We start from the raw sequence: 12,448 nt of genomic DNA, 5'->3' as shown, positions 1-12,448 counted from the left end.
GGGGGGGCGGGTGCCGGATTCCGCAGCGGGCACCTACGCGGTGGCATAGGTGGCGTCGGCCCGGTCCAGCGCCGAGTTCACCGGCTGCACGTACTGGCTCGTCGCCGCGTTGCTGGTGAAGACGGGGGTGGGTTTCTTGGACCAGGAGGCGGGGTTCAGCAGATCGGACGTCCGGTCGGCCGTCAGGAGTCCCAGACAGTAATTGCTGTCGGTCGCACTGGCGGAGAAGGTCATGAAGACCTTGTCGCCCTGGCTGATGAAGGCCGGCCCTTCATTGACCCGGTGGCCTTTGGTCTCCCACGCATGGGTGGGGGACGCCATACGGGAGGGGCGGCCGCTGATGGTCCAGGGGTTGGACATCCGGGCGATGTGGATGCCCGTGCCGTCGCCGACAGCGGGATCGGCCTGTGCCCAGCTCAGGCAGCGGATGCCGTTGTGCATGAAGGTGGTGGCTTCCGGGGAGAACGTGTTCAGCGGCAGGCTGATCCGGCCCTTCTCGGTCCAGGCGCCGGTGAGCGGATCGGCGGACCCCGACTCGAGTACGTACGGACGGATCGCCCAGGGGTCTTCGGCGGGGGCCGCGGCGAAGTAGACGTACCACTTGCCGTCGATGAAGTGGATCTCCGGAGCCCAGATGTGCCCCCCATGTCCCCGCTGGCGTGCTTGGTCCAGATCGTCGTCTCGGGGGCGGCCGACAGCCCCTGCAGCGTGGTGGCGGGGCGCAGGACGATGCGGTCGTAGGCGGGGACGGTCGCGGTGTAGTAGTAGAAGCCGTCCGTGTGCTTGTGGATGTGCGGATCGGCGCGCTGCTGGGCGATCGGATTCACGAACGTTGCCGCGGGTGGGAGCAGCCGCCGCAGCGGGAACGGGAACACCGATCGACAGCACGGCCAGGGCGGCCGACGCGGTGAGCAGGCCGCGACTTCTGAGCCTCACGGGCTTCTCCTTCCTCGATGATGCGAGGACGACAGCGGATCGGTGCCCAGCGTTCGCCGTGGGCGAGAGAAGCGCGGGCGCGGCGGCCACGGGGTAGTGCCGCATGACTTTCTGGAACAGGGTGTACGCGGCGGGCGGAGCCAGGCTCGTTGCCGTCCCTGGGTGGCCGTTTCCGACTCTCGGTGCGGCGTCCGAGGTGAGGACGCGGGCGGTGTCCACGGCCCGCCGGTCCACATCGGTCCACATCGGTCCACCGGAGGTCTGTGGTGGTCGGCTTGATGCCCATCCTGAGTCAGGGCTCCTCCCACCAGGTCAGATGCCGGGTTGCCGGATACGGTGTGGCCGGCGTGTGAGGCCTTCCCGGAGCCCGCGAGCGGATCGCCGTGTGGAAACGTGTTCTCCGGGACGGCCGGCTGGGGATGTGGTCGGTGGTGACGCCGCAGGGTGAATCACGTCGATCGTTACCCCTGGCGCCGCCATTGTTAACGTTCACAACAGTGTTGGGCAAGGGTCTCACGTACTTTGGCCGGTCTTCGGGGCTGCCGGTCATCGCGAACGGCTCTTCGCGGTCTTGCTCTGCGGGCGTTTGCGGAAGTCTGTCCGGCCGGGCGGGCGAGGTGGTCGCGTGGCGCTCGCGATGCCGGGGCAGAGGTCGGGTAGGCCCGTACCGTCGGTGCCGACGTGGAGCGCCCTGCGGGTCGCTCCGTGCTCGTCTCGTCCATGGTGCCGATCCGGCCTGTCGGCATCAGGGCGGTCTTGCGGCATGCGTTCGTGCGCCGACTTCGCGGTCGGTCGGTCGGTGTTTCGGTGCCCGGCGAGGCGGCCGTCCTCCGTCTGTGATCGGCGGCGTGGAGAGGTGTGCCGAGCCCGCGGGTCGGCGCACCTCACCCCGCGTCGCGAGCCCCGCAGGGCGTGCGGCGGGGGCGGTCGGCCTCCGTGGCGGGGCTGGAAACGCCTTCCGGGTCCGTGCGGGCGAAGGCCGCTCTTCGCCGGCGGATGTCACTCGTCGAGGCAGGCTCCGGGGCCGCCTCGCCGGGCGCGGAATCTCTGCGCTGCCGATCGCAGGCGGAAGATGGGCGGGCCGGACCGGCCTGCGGCGGCTGGGCGATGACCGCGGGGGAGGCTGCTGCGGGGCAGTCGAGCGCCTGGCATCCGGGTACCGGGAACGTCACCCGCTCGGTGGGTTCGCGCCGTTGGTGCGGGCCGGCGCCGAAGGTCGCAGCCCTCTGCATGGGGCCTCGCGGACGCCGGCCGGTCGTCCCGCTGCTGATTGACCCTGGCGGCTTGGCGGTACGGCGAGGCCTCCCCCGACGTCTCGGGCGGCACGTCACCGACGTGCGCACGGCGGGCGGGCGCGTCGGGTTGCGTGTGCCGCGCTGGAGGCGCCCTCCGGTGGCAGGCCGCCTGCGGCGTCGGTGGGCAACCTCTGCGGGATGCCCCGCTTTTGCCCCGTTCTTCGCGTCGACGGACGTGCACCGCCGCGAGAAAAAAGCCCGGTTCCTCTTGTACTGCAGCGATGCGAGCGCTAACAATCAAGCTCGACCGAGGCTGTCGAACCCCGACCGCCTCCGCGACGAGGCGCCGGTGGTGCGAGGACACGTACCGCCGCCGAAGGCCTTCGGGACAGAAGCACCCTCAACGACGAGATTGCCAGGTACACCCATGACGAACTTCCGAGCCGCATCCCTCCTTCTCGCCGCGACCACCAGCTGCGCCCTGTTCCTCACGGCCTGCGGGCAGAACAGCGAGGGAGGAAGTCAGGAGTCGAAGGACCAGAAGGACCTCACCATTGGAATCTCCATGCCCACCAAGTCCTCCGAAAGGTGGATCGCGGACGGCGCCAATATGACCGCGGGCCTGAAGAAGAGCGGCTTTCGCACCAATCTGCAGTACGGGGAGGACGACCCGGACCAGCAGGTGGCCCAGATCGAGAACATGATCACTCAAGGTGTCGACGCGTTGGTCGTGGCGGCCATCAACGGTGAGGCGCTGTCCAATGTCCTGCAGCAGGCGGCGGACGCCCGTATTCCGGTGATCTCCTACGACCGGCTCATCCTGGGATCCCCGCACGTCGCCTACTACGCCTCCTTCGACAACGAGAAGGTCGGCAAGCTCCAAGCCACCTACATCGTGGAGAAGCTGGGCCTCAAGGACGGTTCGAAGAAGGGCCCCTTCAACATCGAGCTGTTCGCCGGCTCGAACGACGACAACAACACCAAGTACTTCTTCGACGGCGCCATGGAGGTGCTGAAGCCCTATCTCGACAAGAAGCAGCTTGTCGTACGCTCCCAGCAGACCCAGCTCTCCCAGGTCACCACGTTGCGCTGGGACGGGGGAACGGCGCAGAAGCGCATGGACGACCTGCTGACCTCTTCCTATTCCACGGCGCGGATCGACGCTGTGCTGTCCCCTTATGACGGCATCTCGATCGGCATTCTGTCCGCCCTGAAATCTGATGACTACGGAAGTGCGGCCAAGCCGTTGCCGATCGTCACCGGCCAGGACGCCGAGGTCGCCTCGGTGAAGTCGATCATCGCGAATCAGCAGACCCAGACCGTCTACAAGGACACCCGCGCACTGGCGAAGGTCGCCGCGAACATGGTGACCGCCGTCCTCGACGGCAAGAAGCCCGAGATCAATGACGACAGCACCTACCACAACGGCAAGAAGGTGGTGCCGGCCTACCTGCTCGACCCGATCAGCGTCGACAAGGCCAACTACCGCAACGTTCTGGTCGACTCCGGCTACATCAAGGCCGAGGAGCTCCGTTGAGCTCCGCCGCATTCGCCTCGCCCTCGCACAGGCCTCCGGCCGGCCCCGTGCTGGAGATGCGGGCGATCGTCAAGACCTTCCCCGGCGTCAGGGCTCTGTCGGAAGTGACCCTGTCCGTGAAGCGCGGTGAGGTTCACGCCCTGTGCGGAGAGAACGGCGCCGGCAAGTCGACGCTGATGAAGGTCCTCTCCGGCGTGCATCCGCACGGGACCTACGAGGGCGAGGTCCTCTTCGAAGGTGAACCGTGCCGCTTCAAGGACATCAGGGCCAGTGAGCGGCAGGGCATCGTCATCATCCATCAGGAGCTCGCACTCGTCCCCTACCTGTCCATCGCCGAGAACATCTTCCTCGGCAACGAGCCGTCGCGACGAGGCGTCATCGACTGGCGCGAAGCGCTGAGGCGTGCCGCCGAGCTGCTGCGGCGCGTCGGTCTCGACGAGCACCCCGAGACCCGGGTGGCCGACATCGGCGTCGGCAAGCAGCAACTCGTGGAGATCGCGAAGGCGCTGGCGAAGGACGTGCGGCTGCTGATCCTCGACGAACCCACCGCCGCCCTCAACGACGAGGACAGCGCGAAACTGTTGCGGCTGATGCGGGAGCTGAAAGACCAGGGCATCACTTCCATCATCATTTCGCACAAGCTGAACGAGATCGCGCAGATCGCCGACTCCGTCACCATCCTGCGCGACGGACGCTCCATCGAGACCTTGGACGTCAGGGACCCGGCCACCACCGAGGATCGCATCATCCGAGGCATGGTGGGGCGGAGCTTGGACAGCCGTTTCCCCGACCGCACCCCGTACAAGGGCCCGGCCGACGTCGACCCGGTCCTGGAGATCCGGGACTGGACCGTACGCCACCCCCTGGACCACAGCCGCAAGGTCGTCGACCGGGTCTCGCTCCAGGTCCGCCGCGGCGAGATCGTCGGCGTCGCCGGGCTCATGGGAGCGGGCAGGACGGAACTCGCGATGAGCGTCTTCGGCCGCTCCTACGGCCGCTACGAGCAGGGGAGCGTACTCAGGGACGGCAGAGCGGTAGGCACCCGCACGGTTCCCGAAGCGGTTGCCAACGGCATCGCGTACGTCACCGAGGACCGCAAGCGCTACGGCCTCAACCTGGAGGATTCCGTGAGCAGGAACATCTCGCTCGCATCCCTCCGCACGCTCGCCCGGCGGGGCGTCGTCGACGAGCACGAGGAGCGCAGAGTCGCCGAACGGTACAGGCGGACCATGGGCATCAAGGCTCCCAACGTCCTCGAAGCGGTGGGACGACTCTCCGGCGGCAACCAGCAGAAGGTCGTTCTCAGCAAGTGGATCCTTGCCGGACCCGACGTGCTCATCCTCGACGAGCCCACCCGCGGCGTCGACGTCGGGGCCAAGTTCGAGATCTACACCGTGATCGACCGACTCGCCGCCGAGGGCAAGGCGATCCTCCTCATCTCCTCCGAGCTGCCCGAACTGCTCGGCATGTGCGACCGGTTCTACACCATGGCCGCCGGTCGGTTGACCGGCGAAGTCACGCGCGAGGAGGCCACTCAGGAAGTGCTGATGCGGCACATGACGCAGGACGTCCCCGCACCGTCGGCAGTCGGCGCAGGCACCCCCACCCCCAACGAAGGACATCAGGAATGAGCACCCCCGCCACCACGAGATCAACCGCTCCGGCGCCCCCCGGGGACGGCGCTGCCGGGCCTGCCGGGGTGCACATGGCTCGTGCGCTGGTGGACGGCGTCCGGCGGAACATGCGCCAGTACGGAATGCTCCTCGCGCTCGGCCTGATCGTGCTTCTGTTCCAGGTCTGGACGGGAGGAGACCTCCTGCTACCGCGCAACGTGTCCAACCTGGTGCTGCAGAACAGCTACATCCTCATCCTGGCCATCGGCATGATGATGGTCATCATCTCCGGGCACATCGACCTGTCGGTGGGCTCGCTGATGGCCCTGGTCGGTGGCGTGGGGGCCGTGCTCATGGTCGAGCACCGCATCTCCTGGCCCGTCGCGGTCATCCTCGCTCTCCTGCTGGGGGCCGTCGCGGGCGCGCTCCAAGGGTTCTTCATCGCCTACGTGGGCATACCGTCGTTCATCGTGACTCTCGCCGGCATGCTGCTGTTCCGGGGGCTCACGGAGATCTTCCTCCAGGGCCAGACACTCGGCCCGTTCCCGGAGGGACTGCAGAAGGTCGCCAACGGTTTCCTGCCGGAAGCAGGGCCGCAGACCAACTACCACAACCTGACCCTCCTCCTCGGCCTGGGGCTGATCGTCTTCGTCGTGTTCCAGGAAGTGCGAGACCGCAGGCGCCAGCGGGAGTTCGCACTGGAGTCGCTTCCGACAAGCCTCTTCGCGCTGAAGGTGACGGCATTGGTCGCCGCCGTGCTGGTCACGACCCTGCTGCTCGCCAGCTACAAGGGCGCTCCTGTCGTACTTCTGATCCTGGCCGTGCTGCTGGTCGGCTTCGGCTACGTGATGCGCAACGCGGTGATCGGCCGCCACGTGTACGCGGTGGGCGGCAACCTGCCCGCTGCGAAGCTGTCCGGGGTCAAGGACAAGAAGGTGACCTTCGCGGTGTTCCTCAACATGGGGATGCTCGCGGCGCTCGCCGGGCTCGTGTTCGCGGCCCGCTTCAACGCGGCCTCACCCAAGGCGGGAGTGAACTTCGAACTGGAGGCCATCGCCGCCGCGTTCATCGGCGGTGCCTCGATGAGCGGCGGTGTGGGAACCGTGGCCGGCGCCATCATCGGCGGCCTGGTCCTCGGAGTGCTCAACAACGGTATGAACCTGGTCGGGGTGGGCACCGACTGGCAGCAGGTCATCAAGGGCCTCGTGCTGCTCGCGGCGGTCGGATTCGACGTGTGGAACAGGCGCAGAGCTGGCGTCTGACTCCATCTTGGTGGCTGTGCCCGCCGGTCGACCACCCGCGGGCACAGCCACTTCGGCATGTCCCTGCTCGGTGCTCATGGGCAGTGCTTGAGGCGTGCGTCGCCCGCAAGGGCCACTCGGGGAGGAACGCCCCGGCTCCGCCCGGTCGCGGTATCGGGCAGGGCGGAGCCGGGGGCGTCCACCGGCTTGACGTCGTGCACGGTGGTGCCCGGTCCGCGGGCGCGAGAGGAGCGCCCGCTTTTCGAAGGTGATCGCACCGGACGGCGGCAGCCGGGTTCGACCCGAACGGCGCGGGTCGGCAACCCTAGCCCGGCAGCCGGCCACGCTTCATTTCCGGCACCGCGTAGCCGGGCACCGACGGCCAGCGAACGGTGAGCAGCACCGACTCCTCCTCGGCGAACCACGAGTGACCGATATCCCGTCCCCACACGACGTAGTCACCTTGCTCTTGCAGAAGAACGCTGTGGCCGGGGAAGTCGACCCGGAAGCGCCCGCTGATGAGGACCAGGAGGGCTGTCCGTCGCTCGTCCTCGACCCACTGTGCTCGCTCGTCGCCGCGGGGGTGGACACCCCACTTGATCTCCACAGCTCGGCTGTGGCGCGGATCGTCCACGTCCTTGAAGTGCCCGAGGAGCCACCCCCGGTCCAGAGCCGCGTCCTTGCCCGCGTTGCCCACGTACACGCCGTCATCCACGCTTCGCCACGCTAGCAGCGGCTCGCGCGTCGGAGCGGACCGGCATCCGCCCATGCCCGGCCTCCCCACGCGTCACGGAGACTCGTCGACGCCGCGCTCCGGCCTTCCGGTGCCTCGTACGAGGCACCGGGGTGCGCCTCGGTGTCCGTGCGCCGACCCGGATCCGCTCTTCACCGCTTGCCCTGGGCGGCGTACGCGCCGGGCTCGGAGCGGATGCGTACGCGCGCTGACCTGCAACGGTGTTCGCTCCCGCTGCCCGCGGCGACCTCTTGACAGCATGGCCGGTGGAGAGGGGTGGTCGCGTTCCTTGACAGCATGAGTTCCGGTGGCAGTTGGTGATACCTCCGCCGAGAGATGTGCGCGGGTTTTCACGGCGGCGCCGTGCCGTCGCCGCCATCGAGTGATCATTTCGCTGTGCCTTGGCAAGCAGCGTCCGTAGGGTTTGCGCATGACGGATGAGAGTGAGCGGGCCGTGCAGGCAGCCATCGATGGGGAGATGCGGCTTCTCGATCCCGAGGTGCGTGCTTCCCCGGCCCGTGTCCTGGAGCTTCTGGATCCGGAGTTCACCGAGATCGGGGCTTCCGGGCGCCGGTGGGACGTGGCGTCGATCCTCACGGTGACGAGCGGCGGCTCGGTGGCCCCGGAGTCTCCGGTCGAGGTGAGTGAGATGGCCGGAGCCGTCCTCGCTCCCGGCATCGTTCATCTGACGTACTTCGCCGACAACCAGGGCCGTCGGGCCTGGCGGAGTTCTGTGTGGCGCCTGACGGAGACGGGCTGGCGGATGTACTTCCACCAGGCCACTCCGACCGGTTGAGTGGGTGGGATCGCCGCCCGCGCGGGCGGCGGTCGCCCAGCCGAGTCGGGCGGCTCCAGCCGGCCGTGGCCGGCGCTTCCCCTCGCGCGCGGGTGCTGGCGAGTCGGCAGGAGTCGGTGCCGGTCTCGATGACCGTCCCGTCGAAGGTGAAAACGGCTCGACGGCGCCCAACGGCGGGACCACCGCGACACGCGGCGGTGGGTCAGGTGATGCCGGGCTCCTCCAGCACCACCATGACCATCACCGGAAGATCGGTGTCATGCTGGATCACACCTGCGGTCAGGATCCGGGCGTCGAGAGTCCACTTCTTCAGCTTGATGAACTCGTCCCTGTCGGCGTCCGTCTGCTCGGCCTCGACGAGGTGGCCGGCGAGAGGGGATTCCTCGATCTCGGGGAGGAAGTCGGCCAGCGCCTGCTCCCCCTGCGCGTAGACGGCTTCCACGTCGTCGAAGTAGCCCGACTCGTCGACGTCGCGGATCCAGACGAAGAACGAGACGCTGACCGCCCCACCGCCGAACGTCTGGATCCAGCCCCCGACGCTGCCCTTGTCCCACGACCTCTCCACGCCGTCACGGATCTTGCTCCCGGGTGTCCACCCCTGAGCCGAGAACCGCGCCGCCGCAGCTTCGGCGGTCAGTGGGGCGGGGCCCCTGAGCTCTTCCAGCATGGTGATCACTGCAGCCATGAACTCATTCCACTCATGCCGTTGCCGGGCACGTGATACGCCTTCAGCTGTCCGCCGGCGTAGGTCTCGGGGGAGGCCTTGGACAGCCTTGTTGCAGTCGTCGATCCGTTGCGGTGGCCGTCGGCCCCCTGCTGGGAGTCCTTGACACCTTCCTTCCACACGTCGAACGTCGACTGCGCCTGGTTCTGAGCCCAGGCGACGGTGCCCGCGCACGCCTCCGGCGCGCCGGCCGCCTTCTCGCGAGCGGCGGCACCGGTGAACCACTTCGGCGGTCGGCTGTGCACCGCGGTGAGCAGCGCGTCGGCAGCCCACCCTTCAGCCACGAGGAGTACGCCACACCGGTCAGGTCGACCAGACCACCCTGCCGTTGTGCACGATGACCACCTTGGCGTCGGGCCTCAGGACCATCCGGGCGCCGCCGAAGTCATGGGTCTTGGAGGCCCAGATGGCTCGGTCGTCGCCGTTGTGGATCACCAGGTTGCCGTCGGGCTGGAAGATCGCCCGGTGGTTCTCGCCGAAGGTCATGGCGGCCCAGATCGGCTTGTTCTGCTCGTTGTAGACGACCAGGTTGCCATCCTGCTGCATCGTCATGCGGATGCGGTTGGTGGCCCAGGACTGGCCGACCCCGATGGAGCTGGTCGCGGAGACCGTCTGGCTGCCCCAGTTCGGCTTCGAGGCCGCCTTGGGCTTCGGCTTCGGCTTCGGTGAGGCCTTGGGCTTCTCGGCGGGGGCGCTCGTCCGGGGCGCGGGCGAGGGGGCCACGGATGCGGGTGCGGGTGCGGCCTTCGGCGGGGCGATCTTGTTCTTCTGTTCCGTCGGGGACGGGGACGGCGTGGGCTTCACCGCCACGTAGTCGTCCAGGGCCGCCGGAGCCGGTTCGGGGTTGAGGACCGTGTCGGCGCTCCCCGCGACCGGGGTGGTGGCGGGGTTCCGCGGCTCCTCGTCGTTCGCGCTGCCCATCAGCAGCACGGGTATCGCGACCAGGGCGGCGCCGACGAACGCGGCCCCCGCCAGGATCGGTGTGCGGGGGCGTCCCTTGTCGACAGCGGTGACGGTCCGGGTCTCCGGCGTCGTGGCGATGGCCGCTGCCACTCCGTGGCCCTCTGCGCGGGCCTCGGGCGCCTGGTGCGTCTCGGCCGGCTCCGTCGTGGCCGAGGGCGCGGTCGGGGCGGCGGCCGTCTCTCCGGCCGGGGTCGGGGCGGACTCAGCCTTCGTCGTCGGGGCAGGGGTCCGCGTCGGTGCCGCCGGGGTGGTGGCCGGTGGGGGCGGGGCGCCGGACTCCTCCGCGCGGGCGGTGGCTGCCGCGGTGTCGGTGCCGGGGGTGGGGTGCTCGGGGGACATGCGGTGACTCCTCCTGGGTGGCGCGCCCAACGTAGCCGGTCGTGGTGGCGGCGGCGGTGTCCCGCCCCGAACTCCCCCCGGCGCTTTGTCCTCCCACGCCTCACTGGTCCCGGAAAGTTCTCTGTTCGGGCAGCAAACGGGCACGTGGGAGGCCGATACGGACCCGGGGCCGAGCCCCGTGGGCGGTGCTCGTGTGACATCCTGGTGGCTCCCCGATCTGATCGCTGTCGGCGGCGAGCGTGTGCCGTTCGGCGCTCAAGAATGCGTACGGAGCCAAGAGTTCAGGTGGAGATACGGCCCGGAGAGCGGCAAGTGGGCGGACAGGGTGTTCCGTTCGGCGTTTCCGGTGCCTCCGGAGCGTCCGAAGGATCTGGGGCGCCCGGCTCCGGGAGCACCGAGGTGGTCGATGCCTCCCTGGTGCCCGATGCCGTGAAGGACGCCGCCCGGCGGGCTCCGGGGCACTGGGTCGGGATCGTCGACCCGGAGTGGGCCGAGGAGCGGACGCCGCCGCAGTGGGCTGTGCTGGGGGAGTGGCGGTCGGACGAAGACGGGGGCGTCGGGGAGTACCGCGCCAACCCGGCGTACCGGCCCTCGGCGCGGGTTCTCGGGTGGCCGGAGCCCACCGATCCGGTGGACGCGGCGGCGCAGCGGGCCGCCACCGGGTACGGATCGGTGGAAGCGGCGCTGGAGGCTCTCGCGGACGCGGAGGTCACCGTCGTGCGCGGGCCGGACGGCGGGCCGCTCACGGCCGCCGGGCGGGACGGGGCGCCGGTGATGCTGTTGTTCACCTCGCCCACCCATGCGTTCATGTCCTCGGCACTCCACCATGACAGCTTTCCCGCCAGGGAGTTGGCCAGGTCGTTGACGGCCTCCGACGCCCAGTTGATGGTCAACGCCGGGGCCGCGGCTCCGCTGCTCGTCCCGGCCGAGAGCCTTCTCGGACCCGTGAGCGGGACGGGCGACCACAGCTCGGCCGAACCCTGGCCTCACAACACCACAGGGAGGACCCCGTGACGCGTTCGTCCCAGCAGACCCCCGCCTCCCCGGCGGCTCGCGCGGAGTCCGGCGCCGAGAGCGAAGGGACGGCCGAGAGCGCCGCCCCCGCCGCCTCCGTCGGTTCCGCACCATCTGCTGTGCCCGATACGGCCGCCGTGCCTGCCCCGGACGCTCCCGAGAGCGAGAGGTCCGCAGAGCGGAAGGACCCCGAGGCCGCGCCCGGAACCGCCGGCCCCGAAGCCGCCCCGCCGGAGTCCGCGGCCTCCGAGGCCCGGCCCGATACCCCCGAGGCCGGGCCCGGAGCCCCCGACGCCGACCCCGCTCCCGACCACGGTGCCTCCGCCGCCGCGCAGAGCCGGCTCCCCGCCCTCGTACGGACCATGACCGCCACCGCGATCGACCGGCCGCAGCCGCAGGCCGGGCCCGTCGGGAGGCCGGGCAAGGCCGTGCTCGCCGGGGCCGCGGTCGCGGGCGCACTGCTCGTGTCCGTGCCCTTCCTCGTCCTGGCCGGGAACGACGACAAGGGGCCCGAACAACCGTCGACGGCGGCTGCCGGGACCGTGCTGGACGGGAGTGGGCAGGAGGCGCCGGGCGAGTTCGCCGTCACCGCGCCCGAGACCAGCCCTCCGGGCGACGGCAAGGGCGACGAGGGGAAGCCGCGGAAGCCCGCCGAGCCCGTGCGGCAGACTCCCCTGGCCGCCCCCGCGTCGGGCACGGACAAGGACGCGTCGAAGACGGACGACACCCCGGGGAACCCGCCCAAGAAGGCCGACAGCCCCGAGGCGCAGCCGGAGAAGGACGGCGGCGCGAAGAGCCGGCCCGCCAAGGCTGCGCCCGCCGTGACCCTCAGCGGGCCCGTCTCCTTCCGCAGCCACCTCTCCGGCCGCTGCATCGACGTCCCCGGCCACAACTTCAACGACGGCCAGCCCTTGTTCATGTGGGACTGCAACGGCGCCGACGCCCAGAAGTGGCGCTTCGCCTCCGACGGCACGATCCGGGTCAAGGACAAGTGCCTGGACGTCGCCAACGCGAACTTCAACGACGGCACGCCTATCCAGATCGCCTGGTGCAACGGGGCCGACGCCCAGAAGTTCGCCCTGAACGATGCCCACGACCTGGTCAACACCGCCGTCGGCAAATGCGTCGACATCCCGGACCACAGCCGGAGCAGGGGACCGGAGACCTATCTGATCCTGTGGACCTGCACGGGCCTCGACAACCAGAAGTGGAGCGTCTGACCTTGTCGCCCGGGTGCCCGGGCGAGGCATGATGGCACCGCCGGGCCGCCGGCCCGCGTCCCCGGCGAAGAGGGGCGTCCGTCGAGGACGCCGCCGT

The 12,448-nt window shown here is 69.6% G+C and carries 10 protein-coding genes and 3 pseudogenes; 6 read left to right on the top strand and 7 right to left on the bottom strand.

What is annotated here, in order from left to right:
- Positions 1-90: 90 nt before the first annotated feature.
- Both IG90_RS39910 and IG90_RS47175 read right to left on the bottom strand, forming a co-directional pair.
- Positions 91-915 (bottom strand): annotated as a pseudogene (locus IG90_RS39910) (family 43 glycosylhydrolase); the annotation flags it as partial.
- A 120-nt stretch (positions 916-1,035) separates the two neighbouring features.
- Positions 1,036-1,182, bottom strand: a pseudogene (locus IG90_RS47175) (hypothetical protein); the annotation flags it as partial.
- A gap of 1,416 nt (positions 1,183-2,598) precedes the next feature.
- On the opposite strand from IG90_RS47175, the gene chvE reads away from it, so the two are divergent.
- Genes chvE through mmsB form a run of 3 tightly spaced genes read left to right on the top strand, consistent with a single transcriptional unit; the run spans position 2,599 to position 6,583 of the window.
- Entirely contained in the window at positions 2,599-3,708 is a 1,110-nt protein-coding gene (gene chvE, locus IG90_RS0130505; RefSeq protein WP_030591634.1) for a multiple monosaccharide ABC transporter substrate-binding protein, read from the top strand.
- 56 nt (positions 3,709-3,764) lie between these two features.
- Positions 3,765-5,339: a multiple monosaccharide ABC transporter ATP-binding protein gene (gene mmsA, locus IG90_RS0130500; protein ID WP_106972998.1), complete on the top strand. Its 1,575-nt coding sequence runs from the start codon at positions 3,765-3,767 to the stop codon at positions 5,337-5,339.
- On the top strand, positions 5,336-6,583 hold the full coding sequence (gene mmsB, locus IG90_RS0130495; RefSeq protein WP_030591629.1) for a multiple monosaccharide ABC transporter permease: 1,248 nt from the start codon (positions 5,336-5,338) through the stop codon (positions 6,581-6,583). The genes mmsA and mmsB overlap by 4 nt, the downstream gene beginning before the upstream one ends.
- 304 nt (positions 6,584-6,887) lie before the next feature.
- Here the strand turns inward: mmsB and IG90_RS0130490 are convergent, their stop codons facing one another.
- On the bottom strand, positions 6,888-7,277 hold the full coding sequence (locus IG90_RS0130490) for a hypothetical protein (RefSeq protein WP_033894786.1): 390 nt from the start codon (positions 7,275-7,277) through the stop codon (positions 6,888-6,890).
- A 448-nt stretch (positions 7,278-7,725) separates the two neighbouring features.
- Between IG90_RS0130490 and IG90_RS0130485 the strand changes: the two genes are divergently transcribed.
- Positions 7,726-8,091, top strand: a complete 366-nt coding sequence (locus IG90_RS0130485; RefSeq protein ID WP_030591624.1) for a nuclear transport factor 2 family protein — start codon at positions 7,726-7,728, stop codon at positions 8,089-8,091.
- Positions 8,092-8,152: 61 nt separating this feature from the next.
- Here IG90_RS0130485 and IG90_RS47170 read toward each other — a convergent pair.
- The 4 genes and pseudogenes from IG90_RS47170 to IG90_RS0130470 form a co-directional block, all read right to left on the bottom strand.
- Positions 8,153-8,239, bottom strand: a pseudogene (locus tag IG90_RS47170) (IS21-like element helper ATPase IstB); the annotation flags it as partial.
- Between the two features lie 54 nt (positions 8,240-8,293).
- Positions 8,294-8,776 (bottom strand): hypothetical protein, encoded by a 483-nt coding sequence (locus IG90_RS0130480; RefSeq protein WP_030591621.1) that lies wholly within the window; start codon positions 8,774-8,776, stop codon positions 8,294-8,296.
- On the bottom strand, positions 8,764-9,099 hold the full coding sequence (locus IG90_RS0130475) for a putative T7SS-secreted protein (protein ID WP_030591618.1): 336 nt from the start codon (positions 9,097-9,099) through the stop codon (positions 8,764-8,766). Before IG90_RS0130475 ends, IG90_RS0130480 begins: the two co-directional genes overlap by 13 nt.
- 19 nt (positions 9,100-9,118) lie before the next feature.
- Positions 9,119-10,117 (bottom strand): mannose-binding protein, encoded by a 999-nt coding sequence (locus tag IG90_RS0130470; protein ID WP_030591615.1) that lies wholly within the window; start codon positions 10,115-10,117, stop codon positions 9,119-9,121.
- Between the two features lie 285 nt (positions 10,118-10,402).
- Between IG90_RS0130470 and IG90_RS0130465 the strand changes: the two genes are divergently transcribed.
- Positions 10,403-11,131, top strand: coding sequence for a type VII secretion system-associated protein (locus IG90_RS0130465; RefSeq protein ID WP_411572653.1), 729 nt, complete (start codon positions 10,403-10,405; stop codon positions 11,129-11,131).
- Positions 11,128-12,351, top strand: a complete 1,224-nt coding sequence (locus IG90_RS0130460) for an RICIN domain-containing protein (protein WP_030591609.1) — start codon at positions 11,128-11,130, stop codon at positions 12,349-12,351. Before IG90_RS0130465 ends, IG90_RS0130460 begins: the two co-directional genes overlap by 4 nt.
- Positions 12,352-12,448 lie beyond the last annotated feature (97 nt).

This window comes from Streptomyces anulatus, from assembly GCF_000721175.1.
In the GTDB taxonomy this organism is placed as follows: domain Bacteria; phylum Actinomycetota; class Actinomycetes; order Streptomycetales; family Streptomycetaceae; genus Streptomyces; species Streptomyces anulatus_C.
This window is presented reverse-complemented; position numbering and strand designations above follow the sequence as displayed.

Bases quoted from the DNA above. Each gene is read 5' to 3' on its own strand.
- chvE (WP_030591634.1), top strand. From the start codon at position 2,599: ATGACGAACTTCCGAGCCGCATCCCTCCTTCTCGCCGCGACCACCAGC.
- mmsA (WP_106972998.1), top strand. From the start codon at position 3,765: ATGCGGGCGATCGTCAAGACCTTCCCCGGCGTCAGGGCTCTGTCGGAA.
- mmsB (WP_030591629.1), top strand. From the start codon at position 5,336: ATGAGCACCCCCGCCACCACGAGATCAACCGCTCCGGCGCCCCCCGGG.
- IG90_RS0130485 (WP_030591624.1), top strand. From the start codon at position 7,726: ATGACGGATGAGAGTGAGCGGGCCGTGCAGGCAGCCATCGATGGGGAG.
- IG90_RS0130480 (WP_030591621.1), bottom strand. From the start codon at position 8,776: ATGGCTGCAGTGATCACCATGCTGGAAGAGCTCAGGGGCCCCGCCCCA.
- IG90_RS0130470 (WP_030591615.1), bottom strand. From the start codon at position 10,117: ATGTCCCCCGAGCACCCCACCCCCGGCACCGACACCGCGGCAGCCACC.